The organism is Geobacillus subterraneus, from assembly GCF_001618685.1.
GTDB lineage: Bacteria > Bacillota > Bacilli > Bacillales > Anoxybacillaceae > Geobacillus > Geobacillus subterraneus.
Genome location: NZ_CP014342.1, coordinates 1,224,977 through 1,250,499, shown reverse-complemented (window position 1 = coordinate 1,250,499; position 25,523 = coordinate 1,224,977). Strand labels below are relative to the sequence as shown.

Genomic DNA, 25,523 nt, shown 5'->3' with positions numbered 1-25,523 from the left:
TATACGTATATAGTTAGATATTTAGAAAAACATCTAAATATCGGATAAACGATTCGCTATTAATTAAAGAATATTTCATTTCCATTCGACTGTCAACGTCTTTTCTCGTTTTCCCACGTAGATATCAGTGGAAAGGAGCGCGCACAACTAGGCGCCCCCGAGTCCATGGTAACGTAGGGCTTGGCTTCCCACTGACTTCCGTTAAAACCCCGTCGGCCAAGCGGCGAGCAAGCGCTCGCTTTTTTCGCGCTTGGATGTAAGCAAATATTCAAGTGTCTGGCAAAGGAATTTCCGCGTCTTTGCTGGATGGATGACATCGTCGATCAAATGTTTGCGCGCCGCCTCATACGGCGAGCTGTCAAACGACCACTGCTTAAGCAACTCTTGACGCCGCTCATGCGGGTTGTCGGCGCGTTCAAGCTCGCGGCCGTATACAACATTCACTCCAACTTCCGGACCGGTGAAATTGATTTCCGCGCTCGGCCAAGCGACGACCACATCTCCTCCCATACCCGGCCCGCACATATTGCCGTACGCCGCCCCGATGCTTTTGCGGATGACAACCGAGATTTTCGGGACGGTGGTTAGTGCCAGCGCCTGATTCCACACCATGATTTTCGTCGCCATTTTCGCTTTTTCCGCCTCGACGCTGACGCGAAACCCCGGCGTGTCATGCAAAAAAATAAGCGGAATATGATACGAGTCGCACAAACAAATAAATTCCGTCGCCTTTTGGCATTCCTGCGGCCCAGGCGCTCCTGCATATTGATTGGGCTGATTGGCGATGATGCCGACGACATGGCCGTTCAAATGTGCCAAGGTGGTGATCAGCGCTTTGCCAAATTGTTTCTGATACTCAAAATAATCGCCATCATCGACAAGGCAGGTGATGATTCGCCGCATATCATAGACACGGCTCTGTCTGTCCGGCAAAATCGAAAACACTTCCTCCACCATCCGGTATGGATCATCGTCCGTCTTCCGCATCGGCGGCCGCTCGTTCGCATTTTGCGGCATGTATGAAAAAAATCGTTTCAGTTGCTCGATGCATTCTGCCTCCGTCTCGCCATCGGCGTCAATCTGTCCGGTATATTGATGGTGGATGTCTACGCCGCCGAGCTCATCCGGCGCGACGCGCTGCCCATTCGCCAATTCGAGCATACGCGGCCCCACGATCGCCATGCATGTCCCCTTCAGCTGCGTGACAAAATCGCAACTCACCGCCGTCCATGTCGGACCGCCGTAGCTGTCTCCCAAAATTGCCGCCATCGTCGGCACTTGCCGGTGGTGGGTGAGCAGCTCGCGTGGAAACAGTTTATCGCTGATTCCGTCCGACCCCATCCCGTCCGGCATGCGCAACCCGCCGCCTTCATGGAGGAAAAACATCGGCAAGCCATTGCGCACAGCCAATGCATGCATCTGCCGCGACTTGCGCAAATGAACGCTCCCCTCTGTTCCCGCGAGCACCGTTTTATCCCCGGCAATAATGACCGCCGGGCGGCCATTCACTTTGCCGATGCCGGCGACAAGCCCGTCTCCATACGTTGTTTCTGCCAAGGCGGGCTGGTCGGACGCGTTCAGCCGTCCAAACTCGATAAAGGTTCCTGCATCCACAAGCCTGTCGATCCGCTCTCTAGCAGTTAGCAACCCTTTCTCGTGCTGCTTAGCGATGTTCTCCGCGCCGCCGCCCAACGCGGCGCGTGCTTTTTTCGCCATCAGTTCGTCTGTTAATTGCCGCAAACTCCCCATCATAATCCCCCTTTTTTCGGAAAAGGCGGGGCGGCTCGCGCCAACCTCCGCCGCTATGTTATTCCCGTGGCAGCAGCTTTCTCAATACTTTACCTGACGGCGTCGCCGGCAATTCATCCATGAACTCGATATAACGCGGATACTTGAACGCCGCCATATTCGTTTTCGACCATTCGATCAAGTCCGACGACGCCACCTTTCCTTTGTACGAATCGTGAAGAACAACAAACGCTTTCGGCACTTCCCCTTTCATCGGGTCAGGCACGCCGATGACCGCACATTGTCTAATGGCTGGATGCTCGTTCAACAACGCCTCGACGTCTTCCGGAAAGACGCTGTAGCCGGACACTTTGATCATCTCTTTCAGCCGTCCTTGGAAATACAAATAGCCGTCTTCATCGACATACCCGATATCGCCAGTGTACACCCACCCATCTTTCAGCGTCTCGTTCGTCGCATCAGCGCGGCGGAAGTAGCCTTTAAAAACCCCCGGATTTTTGACGACAATTTCCCCCGACTGTCCGGGCCCGAGCTCTTGTTTCGTTTCCGGATCCACGATGCGAATGTCCGTCTCATACGTTGGGATGCCGCACGAGCCAAATTTCACACGGTCATCCGGCATGAACGTGTCACACGTATGCGTCTCGCTCAGCCCGTAGGCGGCTTCGTACAACAGGCAGCCGCCGGCCGCTTCCGCCCACCGCTCGGCAAGGTCTTTCGTCACCGGCAGGCCGAAGCTTGTCGCTAAGTTGCGTTTTAGGCTCGATAAATCCGCATTGACAGAAGAGAGCGCCTGCAGGATGGCCGCGTTCATCGGAGCGATGCTGTACCATGCCGTGACTTTGTACGTTTCGATGGCTTTGATCGTTGCCAGCGGGTCGAAGCGGGTGAATAATACGCACGGATGGCCGGTGTACACCGGCATATTCAGTCCCATCACCATGCCGGCAATATGGCAAAGCGGGGAATGGGCCATAAGCTGTTCGCGTTTTTCCGTCAGCCGGTTCGCCTGCGCGGACGCCGCTGTCTTAAAGAGCGCACTGCCATACGGGAGCATCGCTCCTTTCGGCCGACCGGTCGTCCCCGACGTAAAAACGATCAATCCGACATCGTTCCACAAGTCAATGGGAGCGGTCTCATCAAGCGGCGGAGAAGTGGCAATGATGGCGGTGAACTCATCCGCGCCTTCACACGTCTGCTTCGGTTGCAGCACCTCCTCGCAAAGCGGGATCTCCCCTGCCGGATCCGCATAGTCGCCGTAATGACAAGCGACCGTAAACGACAGCGGCGCCGTTTGTTGTTCAGCTTGTTGAATGCGGGATAATCCTTCTTCCCCAGCGATGATGCCGACAAGCGGCACTTCAGCGAAAAAATAGGCGAGCTCCGATTCCCGGTACATCGGGTTGAGCGGGACGACGACGCCGCCTAACTGCTGGATGGCGAAGTGGGCGATGATGTATTGCGGACAGTTTTGCATGTACAAGGCGACATAGCTCCCTTTCCTCACCCCTTTTTCCTGCAAATAGCGGGCAAAACGGCGGACGTGATCCAGCAATGTTCCCCAAGTGACCACCTTGTTGTAGAAGATGTACGCCGGCTCGTTTTCCTCGCGTTCGCCGCGATGGCGCAAATAATGATAGAGCGGCTGTTCGCCGAGCACATAGCGGAGCTTCTTCGGCAATCCGCTCGGCCAATACGGACGTGTTTTGTTCATCCGTTTCACCATCCCTTATTAAAAATACTGAACGGTTAGTATGTCCCTTTTTAGAAAACGCTTTCAAACACTTGTTCACGTCTCCTGCTTCATCTATATGCATATCATTTCGCCGTCATTCGTCAATTTCCTTTCTCGAACAGCCAAACTATTTTCTCCGACGCGGCAAACGGCCGCCCCCTTCCACGTTGGAGAAGGAGCGGCCGTTCGGAAAAGGAGGAAGCCTGAAGCAGCGCACGCGGCTTGATGGCGGTCATTGATGCGTTGCCGCCGGTCGGTGTGGACGATGCGTTTTATCCGTCCACCAGTGACGGAGATATGGCAACACCCACCGGTCCAAACCGTATCGTCCCGCATTGGCTCCGGCGACGAGGATGAAGACGGTGAGCAGCACCATTTGCGGGTTCGTGCTCGTCGTGCCCGAGAACATGAAAGCGAAGTTCATGACAGCTCCCATAAGTGCGGCAAAAGTCGTAAACAATCCGAGAATGAGCGCGATCCCGACGAGAAATTCCCCCCATGGCACAAGGAAGTTGAACAATCCGACATTCGGCAGCGCTACGCTTTCGATAAAGCCCGCCCACCAGCTTTGCACGGCCGGGTGTTCGCCAGCGGCTTTCGCCAACGCTCCTTTTAAAAATCCGGTGGCGTCAAACCCTTGCGTGATTTTTCCCCACCCCGCCATCATCCATTCATACCCTAAATACAACCTTAACACCACCATCAACGCCGACGCTGTGACATGTTCGCGCAACCATTTGACAACCATTTTGTTCCTCCCCTTTCATTTTTACAATTGTTCTTTACACTTTTATCTTAATCTTTTTTTTACTCGATGAAATGGATTTGTTCATCATTTCACAATACAGCCAAAAAGTTATGACTGAATCATGACGAATATAACTTTTCCCTAAAATCAAAATAAGAGCGTCTTTTATCCTAGGAAAAAGGATTGACATTTTGAGAAATAGTCTAGAAAATAAAATAAAAAATGTTAATTTTTACAGAGAAGGAACGGTAAGATGCGATGGGGGAAATGGTGAATATGCCGTTAAACCAGAAACATTTATACGAGTGGTACAGGCAAATCGTCGAACATACAAGCCAAGGGATGATGGTGACCGATGCCGACAGCCGAATTCTTTTTGTCAATCAGGCATTTACAACGATCACCGGCTACTCTAAAGACGAGGTGCTTGGAAAAACGCCGCGCTTATGGCGGTCAGGGAGACACGGGGAGTTGTTTTACGCACAATTGTGGGAGTCGTTGCTGCGGACGGGGCAATGGCAAGGGGAAACTTGGAATCGAAAAAAAGATGGGACGGTTTATCCGCAACGGCTTCATATTGACGCTGTGAAAGATGAGTCTGGGCAGATTGCCAACTATGTCGCCTTGTTTTCCGACATCAGTGAACAAAAAATGATCGAATGCGAGCTCCAGCAGCGGGAAGAACAATACCGATTTATCGCGGAAAACTGTTCGGACATCATCGCAACAATCTCCGCAGACGGAACGCTCGTGTACGTTTCGCCTGCCTGCCGCTACCTGCTCGGCTATGAACCGGAAGAACTGCTCGGCCGCTCTGTATTTGAATGGATTGAGCGAAACGAAGATCAACAGCTTCTGCCGCGATCGATAGAAACAGGCGGGGCATTTCATATTTTGACGTTTTGTTTCCGCTTCCGTAAAAAAGATGGCACAAAAAGCTGGCTTGAGACGACGGTGCGCAAACTCGGCGGCGGCAAAGGGATGATCGCCGTCGTCCGCGACATTACGCTGCGAAAAGAGGCTGAGGAGCAGCTGAAAAAGGCGAACGATTTGCTGCAGCGCATGTTGTCGCTTGACGGATTGACCGGCATCGCCAACCGCCGTTCGTTCGATAAGCTGCTCGCCCGTGAATGGGAAAGCGCCAAACAACAAAACGCCCCGCTGGCCTTGATTATGATCGATATTGATGCGTTCAAACGGTTTAACGACACATACGGGCACCAATGCGGCGACGACTGTTTGCGCAAAGTCGCCTTATCGCTTGAACAAACAGCCAAGCAATACGGCGGGGCGGCGGCACGCTATGGCGGCGAGGAGTTCGCTGTTATTTTGCCGCACGCTTCGCCGTCAAAAGCGGCAGCGGCCGCTGAAGCAATACGGTTGAACATTGAAGGGCTGGCCATCCCACACCGCTTATCGCCCGCTGCCAACTGCGTCACTGTCAGCGTCGGAGCCGCGGTCGCCATCCCGCAGCCAAATGAGCATGCCGAGGCGCTTCTTTCCCTTGCCGATCAGGCGCTATACCGTGCTAAACAAAACGGGCGCAACCGGGTGGAAATCGCCTGTCCCGCTCGCGGATGAACCTCCTTCCCTTTTTTCTAGGCGCGCATACAATGGCCATAAACGGTTTTTACGGAAAAGTTCCATGAGCAATTTTTGCTCTCCACCCGGGCATGAAAATCTCCCTTTTCTTCCCATAATGAAGAGTAGGCGCAAACAGTTCAACAGGACGTTATGCTTAATGGTGGCTTAGACCCTGTACGGAAAAGTGTTTGAATCCACTGGGTGCACCACCCATTGTCCGCCCTTTCCCGATGCGGAGGAAAGGTGACGACGAACGGAAAACTGCCGCATTTCTCCCGTGGATTCGCTGTTTGCGCACTCGATCATCGAAAAGGAGGATTTTCATCATGGATGTCATCTATCCTCGCTGCGCAGGATTGGATGTTCATGCCGAAACCATCGTCGCCTGCGCGCTATGGGAAGAAGATGGACACATTCAAAAGGACATTCAAACCTTCTCCACGTTCTCGAAGGGACTTGGCGACCTGCTTGAGTGGCTCGAAGAACATGGCGTCACCCATGTCGCCATGGAATCCACCGGCGTGTATTGGAAACCGGTCTTCGCCTTCCTCGAGGGCTATGTCGACTTGACACTGGCCAATCCGCAGCGGATCAAAAATGTCCCGGGAAGAAAAACCGATGTCTCGGACGCCGAGTGGATCGCCAAGCTGCTCCGCCATGGACTCGTTGAAAAAAGTTTCGTCCCCCCAGCGGATATTCGCGAATTGCGGGATTTTACCCGCCTCCGCAAAAAGTGGGTCGGACAGCTGACTTCGGAGAAAAACCGGATTCAAAAAGTGCTCGAGTCTTCCAATGTCAAACTCGGCTCGGTCCTCTCCGATCTCTTCGGCGTTTCCGGAAAAGACATCCTCGCCCGGCTGCTTGAGAAGGGATACGTGGACAAGGACGAGTTGGATCAATGCCTGCGCGGAAGGCTCAAAAAGAAAAAGCAAGCGGTGTACGATTCGCTGCTCGGCACCTTGACCGAACACGAGCTCCGTCTCCTTCGCCTCTTGTGGAAACACGTTGAGGAATTGGAGCAGTTAATCGAAGAAGTCGACCAGCACATCGACCGCCTGCTCGAGCCGTATCGCGAGGAAGTGAACCTGCTGATGACCATGCCCGGAGTGAAAAAACAAACCGCCGCCGTCATCATAGCCGAGATGGGAACCGACATGAGCGTCTTTGAAACGCCGGAACGGGCGGCTTCATGGACTGGATTGTCCCCCGGCAACCATGAAAGCGCCGGAAAGCGAAAGAGCACGCGCACGACAAAAGGCAATCCCCATCTCCGATCGGCGTTATGCGAGGCGGCATGGTCAGCAGCTCGATCCAAGACGCATCCCTTGTCCCGAAAGTTTTGGTCGTTGGCGGCCCGGTGCGGGAAGAAAAAAGCCCTCATCGCCATTGCTCGGCGGATGTTGGTGATCATCTTTTGCATGATCTCCCGCAAAGAGCCGTTCCGCCAACCACAACTTATTTAGTCTAGCCAAAAGGCAGACAGGTTATACGAGATGCCTAAAATCGGGCACCTCTGCTTTCCTATTGCCTTTTTTGGCCATTTTCAGTATACCCTCACGGATCAGGAGCGTATACCGCACTCACCAAGTGGTGGGGATTTTCACGGAAAAAGGGGATGGAAACTATGGCCATTATTAACGGAACCGAGTATATCGAGCGCATTGACAATCTTCGGTCAAATAGCGACGCTTCCGGCCGAACAGCGGGTGCAGCTGTTCCGCTTCGCCTGGGATTTGGTGATGAGCGCCTTTGGGACGCGGCAGACGCTGTACGAACGGTTTTTCTTCGGCGATCCGGCCCGGTTTGCGACGACCTTTTACCATCGCTACGACCGGGAGGCATGCGCCCAAATGGTGCGACGGTTTTTGGACAGCGAACAACGTTGACAAAACAGCAGCAAACACCGCACCGGACCGGCATAAACGCCCGCCTTTTCTTCAAAGAGGCTGGATATCATCAAGCGTTTCGTGTAGAAAAAAGGTGTCCCGCCTCTTTCGGGACACCCTCATGCGAATGGATTGACGCGATCGATCACATCGTCCGCTGACGATCGGGAAACAACAGGCTGAACAGCACCCCGGCCGCCAGCGCAATGGCAAACGTCGTAAACCGTGAACTGATGATGGCCTCAAGCGGCGAGGAAATCCAGATGACCGTGCTGAGAAACCCAGCCAGGATCGTGGCGATGACGCCGATGCCGGAATACCGTTTCCAGAAAAAGGAGAGTAAAATGGCCGGTGACAACGTGCAGCCGATTCCAGCCCACGCCCAGCTGACAATGAAATACACAAGCGATTCGGATGTCATCGCCAGCACCAAGCCAAGCAACCCGGCGATGACCACCACCGCGCGGGAAAGCGCGACAAGCTGCCTTTCTGACAGGCGGAGGCGCAGCGAGCGGCGGACAATATCTTCGCTGATGGAGCTCGTGATCACGAGCAGCTGCGAATCGGCCGTTGTCACGATGGCGGCCAAAATGCCGGATAACAGCAGCCCGGCCAACCATGGCGGCAACAAGTCCAACACCATTTTCGGCAGCACGGTCTCGACATCGGTGAATGATTGTCCTTGGTAAAGGGCAATCGCCGCAAGGCCGATCAAAAACGCTCCGCCATACGCCAATAATGTCCAAACGATCGCCACTGTTTTGGCCGTTTTCGCCTCGCGGGCGTCTTTCAACGCCATGAAGCGGACGCTCAGTTGCGGCTGTCCGCCAAGATAGCCGAAAAACCAGGCAAAATTGTTAAACAGCAATAGCCCGAGCGCAAATCCAGTGACTCCCCCCGTCCATGAATCGAGGCCCGGTTTTGCGTGATGGAGCGCTTCACTGATCGACAAGCCACCACTATAAATTTCCACGAACGCCACAATGGGCAAAATCACGAGCGTCGCCAGCATGAGCACACTTTGAATCATATCCGTCCAAACGACACTGACGAACCCGCCGGTGTATGACAAGATAATGACAATCGCCACGCTGATGACCATGCCAAGCGCTGGGTCGATATGGAAAACGGTAAACAATGTCTTGCCCGCTCCGGCAATTTGCGCGCTGAAATAAAACATCATAAAGCTAAAAATAAGGACGGTCGCAAGCCATAAAATCGTTTGCCCATGCGCGCCGAACCGTTTCGCTAAATAGCCGGGCAAGGTCAGCGCACCGTACCGCTCCGCCTCTTGGCGAAACCGGTCAGCCAAAAAAAGCCAGGCGCACACAATGCCGATGACAATGCCGACGGCCACCCAAATGGCAGAAAGGCCGCTTGCAAACACAAAACCCGTGTAGCCAAGCAGCAGCCATGCCGATTCGCCTGTCGCCCGCTCGGAAAACGCGAGCGCCCAACCGGGAAGTTTTTTTCCGCCAAGCAAAAAGTCGGAATGGCTCATCTCCTTTTTCCCATACCAATAGCCAAGCGCTGCCATCACAAGACAATACAGCACGAGTTCCGCCAAGATGATGCCATTCATCGCTGTTCCTCCCTGTTTGGTATGGTTTTGCACAGGCGCACACCTGATCTGTCAGTCCGTCCCTCTCTTTTTGCTCCGCCATCCCACCCCCTTTTCATAAAAATGGCACTATCATCAGGCTGCGACGATAGTGCCGGTGACAACGAAGTTTGTTGCTCTTCACCATGGAACCTTCTTTACTCTTTACATATGTGTCAACCCATCCTGTTATTCCAACATGAGGCGCGTCCTACATCGGAACGTTTCGCTCTCGTCCGGACAGCATCCACATGTAAAGCTCCCTAAGTTGCGAGGCGGCGGGAATTATAATAAAGTGGAGATGAGTCAGTCCAAAAAAGGAGTGAGGAAGATGAACCGTTGGGAGAAGGAATTGGACAAATACGCCGAACTGGCGGTGAAAGTCGGGGTGAACATTCAGCCCGGGCAGACGCTGTTCGTCAACGCTCCGCTCGAGGCGGCGCCGCTCGTTCGGAAAATCGCCAAAACGGCGTATGAAACCGGGGCAAAACACGTGTATGTCGAATGGAACGATGAGGCGCTTACATATATCAAGTTTCACCATGCCCCGGAGGAAGCGTTTTCCGAATATCCAATGTGGCGGGCAAAAGGGATGGAAGAGCTCGTCGAACAAGGAGCGGCCTTTTTGTCGATTTACGCCCCGAACCCGGACTTATTGAAAGATGTTGATCCGAAGCGGATCGCCACCGCCAATAAAACGGCCGCCCAAGCGCTCGCCAACTACCGGAGCGCCATCATGGCCGACCGGAACTGCTGGTCGCTCATTTCCGTCCCGACGGCCGCATGGGCGCGAAAAGTATTTGGCGATCTGCGTGATGAAGAAGCCATCGACAAATTATGGGAAGCGATTTTCCACATCGTCCGCGTCGACCAAGACGATCCGATCGCCGCTTGGCGCGAACATAACGATCGGCTCGCCCGCATCGTCGATTACTTAAACAACAAGCAATACAAACAGCTCGTTTACGAAGCGCCGGGCACCAACATCACGGTCGAGCTCGTCGACGGGCACGTTTGGCACGGCGGCGCGGCGACCAGCCAAACCGGAGTGCGCTTCAACCCGAACATGCCGACCGAGGAAGTGTTTACGATGCCGCATAAAGACGGCGTCAACGGCACGGTCCGCAACACGAAGCCGCTCAATTACAACGGCAACATCATCGACGGCTTCACGCTCACCTTTAAAGACGGTCAAGTCATCGATTTCAGCGCCGAAGAAGGATATGAGACGCTCAAACATTTGCTTGATACCGATGACGGGGCGCGCCGCCTCGGCGAAGTCGCCCTCGTGCCGCACCAGTCGCCCGTATCGCTGTCCAATCTCATTTTTTACAACACGCTGTTTGATGAAAACGCCGCCTGCCATTTTGCGCTTGGCAAAGCGTACCCGACGAACATCGAAAACGGCGCGGCGCTGTCCAAAGAAGAGCTTGACCGCCGCGGCGTCAACGACAGCCTCGTCCACGTCGACTTTATGATCGGCTCGGCCGAACTGAACATCGACGGCGTGACGAAAGACGGCAAACGCGAACCGATTTTTCGCCGCGGCAACTGGGCGTTTGAACTGAAATCGTCTGTCTGATCCGTTCAAAAAAGGCTGTTTCCGAGCGATTTGACCCGCTTTTCGGAAACAGCCTTCCTTTCTTTCGAACGGCCGGGCGCTCGGTTCATGCCGAGCCTGCCCGGCGGTGATATTCCTCTTGCAGCGCCTTTCTTTCCTTTTCCGTCCGTTTCATGACGTAAACGACCCCGATGAGGAAGAGAATGAGCCAGAGCACAAGCCCGTATTGACCGACGCCAAGGAAAACCGCCAACTTCACGCTCACATAAAGAGGGGTAAACCATAATGTGACGAGCGCAACAAAGATGTATTGGGAAACGAATGCATTTTTCTTCCGTTCATTCCTGACTGCCAAAATGGTGATGTGGCGCAACAACACGCCGCACATCAACAACACAAACAAAAGAAACCATAATGAAGCGGTCATAGCTCGTCCCTCTTTTCTAAGAAGAAATTCAGCGGGCATGTGTTTGTGGGGCAGGAAATATTCTAAACATTCTAACAATATCTAATCATATCATACCATAACGAACCGCCATGTTCTATATAAAATGACAGAAAAAAGAAGCTGCCCTTTATGATCCGTTCTTGAGGGCAGCTTAGAAAACCAGGCTAATTTCAAATGCCTCGCTAGCGCATGACGAGTCCGCCGTCGACAAACAACGTTTGTCCGGTCATAAAGCGGCTCCAATCAGACGCTAAAAAGAGAACCGGCCCGGCGACATCTTCAGGAGTGGCGATTCGCCGCAGCGGTGTTTGAGCGATCAGCATTTCCTTCACTTCTTCCTTTGTCCGCCGGCTGGCGTCCGTCGGGTAAACTAAGCCGGGAGCGACACAATTGACGCGGATGCCAAACGGACCGAGCTCCGCCGCTAAGTTGCGGCTGTAGCCGACGAGCGCCGCTTTCGCCGTCGTGTAGTCATGATACGGAACGACCGGGCGGGCGACTAAGTCTGTCACAATATTAATAATACTCCCCCCGCCTTGCTTTTTCATGATCGGAATCACTGCCTGGCACATATAATGCGTCGAGCGCAGCGCCCCGTCCAGTTGCGCTTGATAATCTTCCCAGACAAGCTCCCACGCCAGTTTGCGCTCGTCGGGGTCGAATACATACGGCGCGAACGCGTTGTTGACGACGACATCAATTTTCCCTGTTTCCATCATCACTTGCTCGATCAACTGCTTGACCGCCGATTCCGAGGTGACATCGGCCTGGACGGCCCAAGCATCACCGCCAAGTTCAATGCAGGCGGCGGCCACTTGTTCCGCCGCCTGCTGATTTTGCAAATAGTTGACGACGACCGTCCCATGTTCACGGGCAAACGCGCGGGCGATGGCCGCACCGATGCCCCGGCTCGCACCGGTCACAACGATCACTTTTCCTGAGAACATCCCCATTTTCGTCCTCCGTTATTGTTTTGGAAGCAACTCATTCGTGACAACTTCCGCCATGTGGATGTCGTTTTTGATTAAGCCTAACGTTTTGTACGTGTTCGCAGCTTGTTGCAGCACGTTTACATCAAGCGCCCCTAACCCTTTTTCTTCCGTCAATGGCGAAACGCTCGACGCATTTCGCAACTGGATGATTTGTAAGTTGCGTTGCTCGTCCTTGCCATCGATGGCGTATTTGACGGCTAACGACGCCGCTTCCTCCGGGTGGTCGATCATCCATTGGGCGCTGTTTCGATACGCTTCTAAAAACTTTTGCAACAACTCTTTTTTCTCGTTGTACGTCTTCTCGGTAACGACAAAGACGTCGCTCGGGATATTGAGATAGTTTTTCACTTCAATGACGTTGACGTCCCCTAATCCTTTTTCCTTCGCCATCACAAGCCCGGTATCGGTCGCCGCTGTCGCATCAACTTGCCCTTGCATAAGCGGGGCAAAGTTTAACAAACCGGTTTCGACAATCGTCACATCGTTTTCCGAAAGCCCGGCTTGATGCAACAGCACTAATAAGTTTTGCCGCGTTCCGCTCGATAAGCTGTACACGCCGATTTTCTTTCCTTTCAAGTCTTCCGGTTTCGTGATTTGTTTGTCTTTTAACGAGACGACGTTGAAGACGTTTTGCGGATAAATATTGTAAATGACTTTTAATTTCGCTCCTTTATCTAACGCAAAAAACAGTGAACCGGGATCCGTAAAAGCGATATCGGCTTGTCCGGAAAGAATGTTTTTGATCGCATCGCCGCCGCCGGCGCCAGGAATGAGCGTCACGTTCAAGCCTTTTTCTTTAAAAAAGCCTTTTTCTTTTTCCGCCAGCAAGTTCGTTTGCTCGGTGATCGGCTGGCTCCAAAGGGCCACACGCAGCTGTTCTGTTTTTTCTTCTTTCGCCTTTCCCGTCGTTCGGCCCGCCTCCTCCTGTTTCTGCCCGGCCGCACCGCAAGCGGCTAAGAACAAAGCGATGGCTAGCAGCCATACGGTGACCATCGTTTTTCGTCTCATTTTCTTGTCTCCTTTTCATATGGTTTTGCTAATCGTTTTTCAAAGAAATGAACGATTTGGTAGAGTGCCATGCCCAACAGCGTCAATAAAAGCAAGACGGAAAACATAAGCGGGGTGTCCATCATTCCTTGGGAAGCAATAATCATCGCTCCCAGCCCTTCGCTGGCGCCGATAAATTCGCCGACGACCGCCCCGACGACCGCCAAGACGACGGCCACGCGAAAACCGGCGAAAATATGCGGCAGCCCGGCGGGAAGTTTCAAATGAATGAGCGTTTGCCAGCGCGTCGCGCCTAACACGCGAAACAGTTCGAGTTTGTTCCGATCCGTATATTGAATCGCCGTCACCGTATTTTCAAGCAAAGGGAAAAAACAAATCAAGGCCGTAATGACCACTTTCGACGTCATGCCGAAACCAAACCAAAGAATAAACAACGGCGCCAAGGCGAGTTTCGGCACGGCCTGGCTGGCGACGACGTACGGGAAGAACAAGTTGCGCAAAAATTCAATTTCCCCCATGAGAATGCCGACGATGAGGCCAAGGCCGCTTCCTAAGCCAAGGCCAAGCAACACTTCCAAGCTTGTCCGAACGATGTGCGGCCAAAAATAGCCGGTCCTTATGCCATCAAAAAGTGTCGCGGCGACGACCGACGGCGCCGGCAGGACGAGCTCCGACATTTGCCTAGCGGCCAGCTCCCATCCGAGAAGAAGCGCAACAAACAAGACTAGCGAATAAACGGGCGCCCGATTCATCGCTTCACCCCCTCCATCGCCTGCCGCACGTGAAAACTAAGCTCGTTAAATCGCGGCTCATAGCGCATTTCTAACGTTCGCGGTTTCGGAAGGTCGACGTCGAGCGCATAGACAATCTTCCCGGCGGCCATGACAGCGATGCGATCCGCTAAATATACGGCCTCAGCAATATCGTGGGTAATGAACAAGACGCTTGTGTTTTGCAGCCGGCAAAGCGTCAACAAGTCAGCTTGCAATTCTTCGCGCGTAATGGCGTCCAATGCCGCAAACGGCTCGTCCAAAAACAAAAGCGCCGGCCGTTGAATGAGGGCTCTGGCCATGGCCACCCGGCTTTGCTGGCCGCCGGACAGTTGAGCCGGGTAATGGTCGCGGTAGGCGGACAACCCGACCCGCTCGAGCAAATCGTGCGCCAACTCGTAATCTTCCTTCGCCGGTTTTCGTTTGAGCGAGATCGGCAGCAAAACATTATCGATGACCCGCTTCCATTCAAGCAACGTCGGCGCTTGAAAAACATAGCCGATCGAAGAGGAAGGTTTCGTCACTTTTTCGCCTCGCAAATAAACGGCCCCTTCATCCGGTTGCAACAGGCCGGCCGCAAGCTTTAACAACGTCGTCTTGCCGCAGCCGCTTTTCCCGACGAGGCAATGGAATTCCCCTTCATTGATCGTCCAACTGACCCCGTCGATCACCGGTGTCAACCCTTGGTAACGATACGTCACACGGTCTAGCTGCAAAAAGCTCATCCCTATTTTCCTCCTTAATCGACATAAGGAGCGAACTGTTCCGCATATGCTTCAGCCGCTGATTCAATGTCGACCATTTGCACAAGATCGCGCAAATTAAAGCGCCCATCATGATGCCAGCCCGCTTCAGGGGACGTCATATGCCCGAGCGCTGTAATGCGGGTGACACCCGCCTTTCCTAACTGCTCCGCCCATTCGAACAGCTCTTTTGGCGAGGCAGCCACCCCCGCCGTCTGCAACAATGCCCGATACGGGGCGATTTCTGCAATCACTTGTGAAATGTCATCAAAGGCGACGATTTTCACTGCCCGGTTTAGGCAACTCGCGGCAAACTCCCGGCGTTCCGGTTCGTAAACAACTGTCCAGTCTCCTGCTTCGTTTCCGAGCACTTCCTTTTCCTTGTTCGCCAGCACGCCCAATTCTTCGCGCTGCCGCCAACTTGCTTGCGCCGCCATTTCCTCAAGGGAAAGAGGACGCCGCGGAAACCGTTTCGCAAAACAGTTCAGCTCGTGGGCGACATAGCGGGCAAACTCTTTTGGCGACACGCTTCCGCCGGTTTGCACGTAAAACAGATGGGGCGAATAACACCCTTGCTGGTCATAGCGCACGATATCGAGCGCCGCTTGGTGGGCGGCCTGCCACGCCTTGCGCGCATCAAGACAGGAACGGGAAACGAGGCCGAAACTCACTTTATGCCCAAACGGCAAGAATCGGACCGTCACCGGAAGGCGGCGCTGCATCTCTTCGAGCGACGCGTTGCTTCCATAGCCGACAACAACGTCAGCTTGCCCAAACACGGCGCGCTCCCTCTCGATATCCCCGCCTTTCCACCAAACAACAGCGAGGCAATCGGCCAATTTTGGCTCCACCTCCACTAACAAGCGGGCAAACCAACCGGCAAATAACGGCTCGGCGCTCGACACTTTCCCGATGTTCCCCGACTTCACCAACAACCCGGAAATAAGGCTCCATAACGGCAGCGCCGGCACGTTTCCCGCCCAAACGTGAACGATGACATCCGGGCCGACTGCTTTGGAAAAGCCGCCTTTGGCCCGCGGTTGAAAATCGTCAAGAAGCAACGGATTTTCCAAGTCCTCCACAAGAAACCGCTGCAGCTGCGGCTTGCGGAACGTTTTGAAATACGAGGTCAACCCTAAACGGACCATTTCTTCATCATAGCCCGTCACAATCGGCAGCACTTGTTCCGCCTTTTGCCGGTACGGATGGCGGCGGTCCAACAGCTGTGCCATCACTCGGTCAAGCAAGTCGATGATCTCCGTCACCGAAAGCGATTTGAGAAACTGGGCGCTGGCTTGTTTCACTTTTCCCATCACTTTGTTCAGCTGCTCGACCGTTAAAAGAGGAACTTCCACTTCGACTCTTTCTCCGTTTTTTTCAAACGTTAACACACGTGTTTCAATCGGTTCATCCCCGATGTAGGGGAGATAGCCGGCATATTCTCTCATTCGGATGTCCCCTTTGCCGCGCGGATGAATTCTTCGACCGCGATCGAACAGCCTTTCGCTTCCGCCCCTTGCACCCGGCCGAGCAATAAGAACCCGCCGTCTGTTTCCACGCCCGTATCTTCCGTCAAAATCGTCGTTACCGAGTTAAAGTTGCCGAGGTCGCAATGAACGAGGACGCCGCGTTCTCCTTTCGGCATCTCTTCTCCGGTTAACGGGTGGATCACCCTTGTGCGAATCCAATGCGGTCCCGATTTCACCGACGGAACGGTCTCATTTCCGTCATCATAAAATTGCGTGCTCAGCTCGGTCATCCCATACATGTTGATGCACTCGCGGCGCGGGACGCCAAGGAACGAAGACAGCGTGTCGTAAAACTCGTCCAAGTCCATTTCCCGCGACTGATTTTTAAAGCCGCCCGTATCAAGAATCCGGCTCCCTTCCGGCAAGCGGAACGTTTTGCCGCGTTTGGCGAGCTCCTCAAACAAATGAACGAAGCTAAACGAAGCGCCTAGCAGGGCGTACGGCTCACCTGACTGTTCCGCCTGTTCCAGCTCAGCAAGAAGCCGGTCGATGTCAAGGCCATCCCGGTTGACAAAATACCGGCTGTCTTCCGTGCCAAACACATTGACAGCGAGCGCTAAATAATGGGCGAGCGAAGAGTTCGGCAGCTCGTCTTCTGTCGGAAAAAGAATACCCATTTTGATTTTGTTGCGCTCTTTCATGAACCGCTTTTGAAAATTGACGATCATTGACTGATCGTACACGCTTAACGCCGGGTGGTAATGTTTCCCGCGCACTCCTTGCGTCGTGCCGCTCGTCATAAACACGCGTTCAGCCTGTTCGGGAGGAACACAACTTAACGTTAATTCTTTAAAGGCGTTAATCGGCACAGCCGGAATGTCCCGCCATGTTTTCACCGTTCTTGCCGTTTTTCCTTTTTGCATGCAATATGTACGATACGGAACATTGTTTTCATATTGATAGGCAAATAACATGAGCGCATGCTCATTGAATTCTTCCTCTGTGGACGTTTCTTTATTGATCAACTGAAGCAAGCTTTCGATCATTTCTTGTTGTGTCATCTTTCCCCACCCTTTCCGCTCGATCGCGCCTTTCGATCCATGCCAAAAAGCACTTTGCACGCAGGCAAAGTGCTTATGTATACTCTCTTTCCCTGCGCTGGCATTATCCAACAGGTTCAAACGGTCAACGGCGGATTAGCCGTACTCTCAGCCTGATTCCACAAGCTCCCGTAAACATATTATGTTTTTACAATCAAAGTCTACTCTTTAGAAAAAAAGAATGCAAGAAAAAAAGCGATGGAAGCATCCCCCATCCCTTCGTATCAACGTCTACGTATAGCAAGAGCCAGCGGCATTCGCGGCACGATAAGAAAACCGCAACCGTTCTTGCTCGTCTTCGCCTAAAGCAAAACGATGCCCTTCCATCGGTGGTCGTTGTCCTCCGTTCTTGCTTCACCTGTCTGAAAGGAAGAAAAATCGGCCGATGTCCGGCCGATTTTTTCTATACCCGAACCGCCGCAGAAGCGGCCTGCGCCAGATGCTCGCACTGCCGCAAACGGATGCCAAAGAGAACAAGCGGGTCGCGGTACGCCTCCGGATTTGTGCGCATCTGTTTTAACTCCCCTTCTTGAGCGGCAATTTCGAGCTCCAGCCGTTCCAACGTTTCGTTTAACACGGCCGACGGTGCTTGGAAAAACTGGGCGATGTCGCGCTCAAGCGATTTGGCAAACCATTCAAACGGCAGCAACAACTGCTCGGCAACCGTTTCCGCCACATCGGCGTAATCTTGCGTTTCGATCAATTGCTTATACTTTTGCGCCAACATCGCCTTATTTTGCGTAAAGGCGCCAAGCAGTTTGCCCGCTCCTTTCAACAGCAGCTGCCCCGGCGTCCGGCGGAGGAAAATGTTCAGCTTATCAATTTGCGCCCCGCCTGCAAGCCGGTCGATATCACGCTGCCAATCGGAAAGGATGCGGAAATCACATTCAAGCTTCAGCCGCTCCTCGCCAAACATGGCGTTAAACCCTTCACCCATTTCATATAAAAACGCCTGACATTCGTCAAATTCCTCTTTTGCCGCAGCAATCCAATCTTCCAAGGCGCGGTGCAGTTTCGGCAATACCTCTTCATCGATATAAGCGCGAAGCTGTTTGTTCACTTGATCATTCAGTTCAAGGTGAAGGCGGGCAAAGTCGCTGTCTTCGCGCACAAAGTCGGCCGACTTGCGCAACATGTCGGGAATCGCCGTTGCCAAGGCCGTCCGCGTCTCTTCCAAAACCGCGCGGAACGCTTTCACGATTTTCACCGTCTTTTCTTCTTGCTGATCGCCGAGCTGGTGAATCGCTCCGTTCAGCTTGGCCGCCATTTCCTTTCTCCACACGACCGACTCCGCCAACCGGCTTTCCGCCTCAGCCCGCTGCCGGAACAAATGGGCAATGAATTGGCGAATCGTCGCCAATATCGCTTCTTCCCGACGGACGGAAGACCGGTGATGGCGCACTTCGCCAAGCAGGTCAACGAGCGCCTGCTGCTGCTTGCGGCTTGGCGCGTGCGGTGAATAGACGATCACGTTCGCCCCGGGAACGATGGTGCGAATGTGCGCTTCAACTTCTCGGGCGATCCGCAACTCCTCCTGCTCATCGATCATCCCGTCGCCCGGAGGAAGCAAAAAGTGAATCGGCGTGTGCGGCGCCCGCTCGCAAAGCTGCAGCACAAGTTGTTCATCGACACTGGAAAGCGGATCATCGCCGTTCAGAAGGAAAAGAATGCTATCGGCGAGCGGGAACGACACAAGCGCCTCATGATCAGAAGAGGCGCGTCCGCCAAGCGGCCCGATATCCAGCAAAGCTACCTCTTGCGGCACGAGCGAAAGCGGCGCTGTGCACTCGATGACCGCATCGTCAGGAAAGCGGCTTCCCCGTCCCCCTGATGCTTGTTGAAACTCATCGATGCTTGCAAAAACGGTAAACTGTTCATCGCTGATTTTCGCCACTTCGATCTCGCCGCCGTTTTTCCAAACGAGCACCGGAGCGGACGGCGCCACTAACGCCGCTTCGCCGACCACCGTGCGCAAAAACGCCAGGCGCTCGTTTCGCGACGCCCCAGCGACAAGAACGCGGTGCGTCCGCAGATCGGAAAGCTGCCGCACGAGCCAGCGGAAGCGGAAATGAGAACCTGCGCGCTGCGCCTCGGCCCAGTCGGCCATTTCTTCAAATAGCGCCACGCCCGCTTCCCCTGATTGCCGATTCGCACAAACAAGCTGTTTCGCGGCGTTTTTCACCGTTTCGTCATCAAAGCCTTCCGGGAATTTCTCACTCCATGCCAACAAGGCGGCGGCGGCCGTCGCCATCCCGCGTCCGTCGGCCAAATTCACCCAGCTTTTTAAGAGCGGCGGCACGACCTCAACGAGCTCTTTCAACCGATACGGCCCTCTCACTAACCCGTCATACGCCCCAGCCAAAAGGGCGGGGATTCGCTTCCACTCATAATCACGGCCAATCGCCAGCTCATCGTAAAGACGGTTCCATTCCGCCAGCCACGGAAAATACACATCACTATCTTGATAGCCGTTCCACAACGCCTGCACTAACCGCTCAAATTTTACCCGATCGGTTTCGTACAACAGCGCCAAACACCGTGAAAACCGCGCGGGCGCCATCATCCGCGCGTGCCCTTGTTCCACATAGCCCGTTAAAATGTCCGCCCAGCGGCGCGCTGACGTCCGCACCGCTTCTCCTAAGGCGAGCTCGATGGCACTTCCCCAATCGCCTTGTTCCTCGAAAAAGGCGTGGGCCCATTCGGTCATATTCGGGTAATCCGGGTAAAGCGCCACCCCGCGCTTAATCATTTCATCCGCTTTTTCTCTTTCACCTAACTCGCGGTAGAGCGAAAATAGGCGCAAGATGATTTCTGCCTGGAGCGTTTCACTTTCCGCTTCAATCGAGCGGTACAGCTCTTCGGCGAGCTGAAGCTGTCCAAGCTCATAGTAGCTGTCCGCGATGTTTTTTTGCGCCCATGGGCGCAACCCGTTATGGACGTTTTCCCATTTGAAAATGGCAGTCTCATAGTCGCGGCGATGGAAATACACTTCCCCTTGAGCAAAACGAATGGACGACAAATCAGCCCCATCCCGGTACGCGGCGAAGAACATATCCCCGAACGTGCCGACAAGGTCGCGCTCTCCTCCATCGATTAACGTTTCATAAAACGTTTTATGAACAAGTTGCTGTTCGAACCCCATATCCATCACCTGATTCACGTATTTGCCATGCATGTTCATTGTATGGCGCGTTTTATGATTTTATTTCTATCCTATACATTTTAACAAACTTTCGCCGCCATGAACGTTTCAATTTGTTTTCATTTGCAAGACAAAAAGCTTCTGCGGTTGCGGTAAACGGGGAATTCGAATTCAGACCCAAACGAAACTGCCTGCCTCCTATTGAGTTCAGAAAACAGACAGCATAGGTGTTTTTTTCTGTGTCCCAAATAAGCGTGATCTTATAATAAAATAAAGTTACTGTAGATGAGCATTTTTCATTACAATAATCTCCATGTCCTTGGGTGAATGGGTTTTGAGCACATCTACTTTACTCAAGGAGTCGGGTTCATGTCTCCTTTTTTGTTTGGTTGTAAATTTATGTTAGCCAATTTGCTCATCTACAGTTATTAGTGGCATTTACACGACAAAAAACAATAAAAAAGTATTGATACGTGTTATAATACGTGTTATAATAAACCCAAGGAGGGAGGGAAATGAAGAATTACTCTTCAAAGGAATTAATCAAAATCATACAACAAGACGGATGGTACATAGTAAGAACAAGCGGCAGTCACCATCAGTTTAAACATCCCAGTAAACCTGGACTTGTAACCATCCCTCATCCAAAGAAAAACTTACCAATCAAAACAGTCAAAAGTATACTCAAACAGGCGGGGCTATTATAAGCCTCGCCTAAAAGGAGGTTCACATATATGCACAAAAAAGACCGCTATATCTATCCAGCTATTTTCGATTATGGAAGCGATGGAATATCTGTTGAGTTTCCGGATCTTCCTGGCTGCTTTACTTGCGGAGATACAGAAGAAGAAGCATTTCAAATGGCAAAAGAAGCAGTGGCATTACATCTGTATGGCTTAGAGCAGGAAAATGAAGAAATCCCTCAGCCTTCGAAAGTATCGGAAATTCAAACACAAACCAATCAAGCCATCGCGTTCATTGAGGTATGGATGCCACCTTTTAGATATGAAATGGAAAACAGAGCCGTTAAAAAGACGTTGACGATCCCAAAATGGCTCGATGACCTTGCGAAACAATATGATGTGAATTACTCGCAGATTCTTCAAGAAGCGTTAAAAAAGCATCTTGGTGCAAGTGATCGATAAATTAAATAAAATATAATAATGCTGAAAAAGCCTCTTCGCCCATATAGGCAACAGAGGCTTTCTTTTATGCGTTTTTTGATGTTTCAGCAACTTCAAGCTTAGGGCCGGTGCCCCTTCCTCTGCCAGCTAACTCCAAGAAGCCTGATGCGTCGGGGCAACTCGAAGCCCATTCAAAGATGTCCCGCTCGTTGCTCTATCCTGCTGAGTCGCTGGGTTGTATACAGATGACGCCCTCACATTTCCGCTGCCGTTTCCCTTACCCGCCTCACTAAGTTCTCTCGATTTCTCCAGCCTTGGCAGGCTGTCCTTATGTTCTTTACAAAAAAAACTCTCGATCGTCGCACGACAGTCCGTGCTTCCGATAGAGAGTTTTCTTTAGCGCTGTTTCGCGCACTTTTCGTATGTAAGTGGCGTCCAGGAGGGATAATAACCGCATCATAAAACCATTGATATTTCAAGGATGAATGGACATGCTCGTTCATCCCGTGCAAAATTTGTGCAAAATTATTTTCGGCTGCTATCCCGTGCAAAAAAGGCGGAGTCATCCGCCTTTTCTCTTTCCAACATTTCGTTCCATCTGGCCTATGCGATCTGTACAGAACTGAAGAGACCGCTTGAGGAGATATGGATAAAAAAGGAGCCTACTCAAAGTGAGTAGGCTTCATTACTTCAATTTCAATTCAACTTCGTATTCTTTCGTTTCTCCGTCAAACTCATCTGCACCGCCAACATGTGCAGACCATTTTAGTTTAATCCATTGAATTTTATCCGCATTTCCTCATTTTAAGTACCAAATGACATATCACTCTTTTAACTGTATTTTCTCTGTAATGGCAGATAAACACCAACTATGATAATATTATTAAAAACCCGTGGTGCTAGTTGAGTCTTAACGCTCAACTAGCCCAAGAACAACAAGCGAGTAAGCCAGTAAAATACCATCCAGCGCCGTTTCAAATCCAGAAACCGAGTTAGCTCGAATCTCGGTGATCCGATACGAATCGACTAAAATCGAAAACACGATTTCAACCACTTTACGTTTTCGCTTCATCCACTGTTTCCATGCGTCCGATTGGCGAATTCGCTGATTTTTTCGAACGGGCGTCCAAAAAGCGACTTGGTGTTCTTCGTACAGCTTCTTTTGCAGCGTTTGGCTGATATACCCTTTGTCACCTAGGTTATACGGATGTGGAATTTGCGTCATGACGGTTTCAGCGGCCACCCGGTCGTGACAAGACGCTTCGGTGACGACATATCCCATCGGAAGCCCTTGGTCGGTGACCTGCAGATGAAGTTTCAACCCATAGAAAGCGGTCTTTTTGGAAGCACAATAGCCAATATCGGCGATTCCACGAAACCGTTTGACGCGATACATTCGGGATGAATGACACAGCTCGATCGGCAAGCTGTCCACGACCGCATACGCATGGTGTTGCCCGCGCTTGGCCAGCTGGCGCCGAATCCACTTGATCGCAAAGCTAAGCGCTCGGCAGCGACGGTTGTACCGAGAGCGCTCAGGGAACAAGGCCTTGGGAAACAAATTCCCAATCACAAACCGGTGCCAAGCCCGTTCGGAAGTGAAGCCCAACAACTTTCCAAGGACATGGACGGTGATGATGACTTCGTCTTCCTGTTTCAACAAATGACGATTTCGACGTTGAAGAGGAATCTGGATACTCGATAGTTGAGCCGATACAAAGAACAAAATCGCTTCATATTGTTTTTGAAGTTTGGCTCGATCTGTTGTAAAATGAAAGTGCTCTTGCAGTGAATTCTCCTTTTAAATGTTTGGTCGCACTTTCATTTTAAGGAGATCCTCATGCAAGGGCTATTTTTTATGCTTGTCTGATTTTATCTAGCACCACGGGTTATGAAAAAGAAATTGAAAGAATTGAATTAATCAGCTAAACACTTACGCCATGTAAGTGTTTTTTATGTTTATGTAATTTAACAAATACGATCTCAAAGATAAAGATCATACTTGTTAAAAGACATTGATTAAACGGTATAATCTTGTCAATGAGACGGATATCTTTGGCGCAGGAATAAGTGCCTCATTTATGGGGGACACCACTTATAACAACTACTTAGGTAGGTTTGATGAATATTTTATTTATTCGCTTAGGTTTAATAATCGGTCGGAAATTATCACGAACTAAAATAATGAAAAAGGAGACATTTATTCCCGGAGCCATTCTCATTTGCTTAGGATGTCTCAAAATGTTGAGTTAGTTTTTATTGAACCTAAAGTTTTTTCTTTAGGTTTTTTATTTTATTCATGAATCCAAAATCAAAATATATTCGTATGTAGTGATTGAAACGAATTTGAAACAAAAATCAACAGTATAACGTTTGACTGTACAGTTTTTTAAGAATATAATCTAATTAGCATTACGAAAAATATTAGGGAGTGAGTTCATTGGGAAGTTGTTTAAAATTGGTGAACTTGCAGAATTAGCTGGCGTTTCGAAACGAACCATTGATTATTATACACAATTAGGGTTGCTAGAACCTGTTCGCTCCGAAACAAATTATCGCTATTATCCCGAAGAAAGTTTCGAACGTTTACAGTTAATTGATGCATTAAAAAAACAGCATTTAACTCTGGAGGAAATCAAAGAGCGATTGCAGATTATCCAAAGTCAACCAGATGCTGCGGATGAAATTGTAGATAAAATTGAGCACCTTCAAGAAGAAATGAAACATATTCAAGAAGAACTGTTGGAATTAAAACCGTTACTTAAACAATTAAATGAACAACAGATCAAGCTGATGACAAAACCACTGGCCCAACAAGGTTATACTTTGCTACAAACATTAGCGATATTGCTTGGAGAAAATCCTTTTATTTAATGTTAGGAGAGATGAAAGAATGTTTAGAAAATTTTTATCGAAGCTGGGGATTGGTTCTGCGAATATCAACCTTATGCTGCATCATTCCCAAGTACGATTGGGAGAGACCATTAGCGGTGAATTTTTCATTGAAGGAGGAACAGTAGAACAGCATATCAACAAAATTGATGTAGAACTTCGTTTAACATTAAACCAAAACGGGCAATCGCAAACAAAAACAGTGGCAACGATTCCAGTAGCTTCTGCCTTTGTCATTCAGGCTGGCGAGAAAAAAGTATTGCCTTTTGCATATGAATTGCCAAAAACTCTTCCAGTGTCAAGACACGGTATTCATTACACGTTTGTTACCCGTCTTGATATTGCAGGCGGTGTAGATCATTTGGATGAAGATGCAGTACAAATTCTTCCACCATTGCCTTTAGAAAAAATCTTCATTGCTTTTGAAAAGCTAGGCTTCCGGGAAAAGGCAACTTCAGGATCACTAAAACCGTATGGCCAAGAATTCGAACTGTTTCCAACGGAACAATTTAGAGAAGTTGTTCAAGAAGTTGAGTTTTTTGCATTTTTAGAAGAAGAGGGAGTTCGCCTGCTTCTTGAAGTAGATGTATATGCAGGAGCCTTTGGTTTGCAGGAAAAAGAGTTAAAACGGGAAATCTTTTTCGCACATACAGAATTAACCGATGTAAGCATACTAGCTGACAAACTTCGCGAAATGATTCAAGAAATGATCGAGCAGCCGTATCAATATACAGCATCATCCTACATGGCTCACTATTCCCGCATTCCTCATTCTCATGGACAAGGACATGGCATGATGGGAGCGATTGGCGGCTTTGCTGCAGGAATGTTTGCCGGAATGTTAGTGGAAGAGCTCGTGGATGATGCCATCGAGGAAGCCTTTGGTTTTGAGGAGGAAGCTGAAGAAGAGGAAGAAGGATTTTTTGTGGACTTCTTTGGTGGAGAAGATGAAGAATTTTAAGTAGCAGGGGG

General features: G+C 51.1%; 21 protein-coding genes and 1 riboswitch. Of the genes, 8 read left to right on the top strand and 13 right to left on the bottom strand.

The genetic code is table 11. The annotated features are described in order from the left end of the window. Positions 1 to 201 precede the first annotated feature (201 nt). The 3 genes from GS3922_RS06240 to GS3922_RS06230 form a co-directional block, all read right to left on the bottom strand. A complete protein-coding gene (locus GS3922_RS06240) occupies positions 202 to 1,749 on the bottom strand; it encodes an acyl-CoA carboxylase subunit beta (RefSeq protein ID WP_063165646.1) in 1,548 nt (515 codons plus the stop codon). Positions 1,750 to 1,807: 58 nt separating this feature from the next. Then, positions 1,808 to 3,463 carry an AMP-binding protein gene (locus tag GS3922_RS06235; protein WP_063167326.1) on the bottom strand — a complete coding sequence of 552 codons (1,656 nt, stop codon included), beginning with the start codon at positions 3,461 to 3,463 and terminating at the stop codon, positions 1,808 to 1,810. Between the two features lie 253 nt (positions 3,464 to 3,716). Continuing rightward, positions 3,717 to 4,232, bottom strand: coding sequence for a DoxX family protein (locus tag GS3922_RS06230; protein ID WP_063165645.1), 516 nt, complete (start codon positions 4,230 to 4,232; stop codon positions 3,717 to 3,719). Positions 4,233 to 4,508: 276 nt separating this feature from the next. On the opposite strand from GS3922_RS06230, the gene GS3922_RS06225 reads away from it, so the two are divergent. The 3 genes from GS3922_RS06225 to GS3922_RS06215 all read left to right on the top strand — a co-directional run bounded on the left by GS3922_RS06225 (position 4,509) and on the right by GS3922_RS06215 (position 7,702). Next, positions 4,509 to 5,813 (top strand): diguanylate cyclase domain-containing protein, encoded by a 1,305-nt coding sequence (locus GS3922_RS06225; RefSeq protein WP_168157877.1) that lies wholly within the window; start codon positions 4,509 to 4,511, stop codon positions 5,811 to 5,813. A gap of 329 nt (positions 5,814 to 6,142) precedes the next feature. Beyond that, on the top strand, positions 6,143 to 7,279 hold the full coding sequence (locus tag GS3922_RS06220; protein ID WP_014195317.1) for an IS110-like element ISGka2 family transposase: 1,137 nt from the start codon (positions 6,143 to 6,145) through the stop codon (positions 7,277 to 7,279). A gap of 198 nt (positions 7,280 to 7,477) precedes the next feature. After that, positions 7,478 to 7,702 (top strand): 4-hydroxyphenylacetate 3-hydroxylase C-terminal domain-containing protein, encoded by a 225-nt coding sequence (locus GS3922_RS06215; protein WP_063165643.1) that lies wholly within the window; start codon positions 7,478 to 7,480, stop codon positions 7,700 to 7,702. A 145-nt stretch (positions 7,703 to 7,847) separates the two neighbouring features. Here the strand turns inward: GS3922_RS06215 and GS3922_RS06210 are convergent, their stop codons facing one another. Beyond that, positions 7,848 to 9,284: a sodium/proline symporter gene (locus GS3922_RS06210; protein WP_063165642.1), complete on the bottom strand. Its 1,437-nt coding sequence runs from the start codon at positions 9,282 to 9,284 to the stop codon at positions 7,848 to 7,850. 349 nt (positions 9,285 to 9,633) lie between these two features. Between GS3922_RS06210 and GS3922_RS06205 the strand changes: the two genes are divergently transcribed. Beyond that, positions 9,634 to 10,884, top strand: a complete 1,251-nt coding sequence (locus GS3922_RS06205) for an aminopeptidase (RefSeq protein WP_063165641.1) — start codon at positions 9,634 to 9,636, stop codon at positions 10,882 to 10,884. Positions 10,885 to 10,969: 85 nt separating this feature from the next. Here GS3922_RS06205 and GS3922_RS06200 read toward each other — a convergent pair whose 3' ends face one another. From GS3922_RS06200 to GS3922_RS06165, 8 genes are all read right to left on the bottom strand, one after another. Continuing rightward, positions 10,970 to 11,290 (bottom strand): hypothetical protein, encoded by a 321-nt coding sequence (locus GS3922_RS06200; protein ID WP_063165640.1) that lies wholly within the window; start codon positions 11,288 to 11,290, stop codon positions 10,970 to 10,972. A 203-nt stretch (positions 11,291 to 11,493) separates the two neighbouring features. Next, complete coding sequence (locus GS3922_RS06195; protein WP_063165639.1) at positions 11,494 to 12,264, bottom strand: 3-oxoacyl-ACP reductase; 771 nt, start codon at positions 12,262 to 12,264, stop codon at positions 11,494 to 11,496. 12 nt (positions 12,265 to 12,276) lie between these two features. Beyond that, the gene (locus GS3922_RS06190) at positions 12,277 to 13,311 is read right to left on the bottom strand and encodes an ABC transporter substrate-binding protein (RefSeq protein WP_063165638.1); all 1,035 of its coding nucleotides are present in this window, start codon (positions 13,309 to 13,311) and stop codon (positions 12,277 to 12,279) included. After that, positions 13,308 to 14,063, bottom strand: a complete 756-nt coding sequence (locus tag GS3922_RS06185; protein WP_063165637.1) for an ABC transporter permease — start codon at positions 14,061 to 14,063, stop codon at positions 13,308 to 13,310. The genes GS3922_RS06190 and GS3922_RS06185 overlap by 4 nt, the downstream gene beginning before the upstream one ends. After that, positions 14,060 to 14,806, bottom strand: coding sequence for an ABC transporter ATP-binding protein (locus GS3922_RS06180; protein ID WP_063165636.1), 747 nt, complete (start codon positions 14,804 to 14,806; stop codon positions 14,060 to 14,062). The genes GS3922_RS06185 and GS3922_RS06180 overlap by 4 nt, the downstream gene beginning before the upstream one ends. A gap of 14 nt (positions 14,807 to 14,820) precedes the next feature. Further along, positions 14,821 to 16,272 (bottom strand): acyl-CoA reductase, encoded by a 1,452-nt coding sequence (locus GS3922_RS06175; protein WP_063165635.1) that lies wholly within the window; start codon positions 16,270 to 16,272, stop codon positions 14,821 to 14,823. Then, a complete protein-coding gene (locus GS3922_RS06170; RefSeq protein WP_063167325.1) occupies positions 16,269 to 17,354 on the bottom strand; it encodes a LuxE/PaaK family acyltransferase in 1,086 nt (361 codons plus the stop codon). The genes GS3922_RS06175 and GS3922_RS06170 overlap by 4 nt, the downstream gene beginning before the upstream one ends. 72 nt (positions 17,355 to 17,426) lie before the next feature. Beyond that, positions 17,427 to 17,536, bottom strand: a riboswitch (TPP riboswitch). Positions 17,537 to 17,796: 260 nt separating this feature from the next. Next, positions 17,797 to 20,574, bottom strand: coding sequence for a tetratricopeptide repeat protein (locus GS3922_RS06165; RefSeq protein WP_063165634.1), 2,778 nt, complete (start codon positions 20,572 to 20,574; stop codon positions 17,797 to 17,799). 476 nt (positions 20,575 to 21,050) lie between these two features. Between GS3922_RS06165 and GS3922_RS06160 the strand changes: the two genes are divergently transcribed. Further along, positions 21,051 to 21,242 carry a type II toxin-antitoxin system HicA family toxin gene (locus GS3922_RS06160; protein WP_063165633.1) on the top strand — a complete coding sequence of 64 codons (192 nt, stop codon included), beginning with the start codon at positions 21,051 to 21,053 and terminating at the stop codon, positions 21,240 to 21,242. A 27-nt stretch (positions 21,243 to 21,269) separates the two neighbouring features. Beyond that, on the top strand, positions 21,270 to 21,680 hold the full coding sequence (locus tag GS3922_RS06155) for a type II toxin-antitoxin system HicB family antitoxin (protein WP_063165632.1): 411 nt from the start codon (positions 21,270 to 21,272) through the stop codon (positions 21,678 to 21,680). 889 nt (positions 21,681 to 22,569) lie between these two features. Here GS3922_RS06155 and GS3922_RS06150 read toward each other — a convergent pair. Continuing rightward, positions 22,570 to 23,448 carry an IS982 family transposase gene (locus tag GS3922_RS06150; protein WP_063165631.1) on the bottom strand — a complete coding sequence of 293 codons (879 nt, stop codon included), beginning with the start codon at positions 23,446 to 23,448 and terminating at the stop codon, positions 22,570 to 22,572. A 659-nt stretch (positions 23,449 to 24,107) separates the two neighbouring features. Between GS3922_RS06150 and GS3922_RS06145 the strand changes: the two genes are divergently transcribed. Then, positions 24,108 to 24,533 carry a MerR family transcriptional regulator gene (locus GS3922_RS06145; protein WP_172796416.1) on the top strand — a complete coding sequence of 142 codons (426 nt, stop codon included), beginning with the start codon at positions 24,108 to 24,110 and terminating at the stop codon, positions 24,531 to 24,533. A gap of 19 nt (positions 24,534 to 24,552) precedes the next feature. Continuing rightward, positions 24,553 to 25,512, top strand: coding sequence for a sporulation protein (locus GS3922_RS06140; RefSeq protein ID WP_063165630.1), 960 nt, complete (start codon positions 24,553 to 24,555; stop codon positions 25,510 to 25,512). Positions 25,513 to 25,523: the final 11 nt, after the last annotated feature.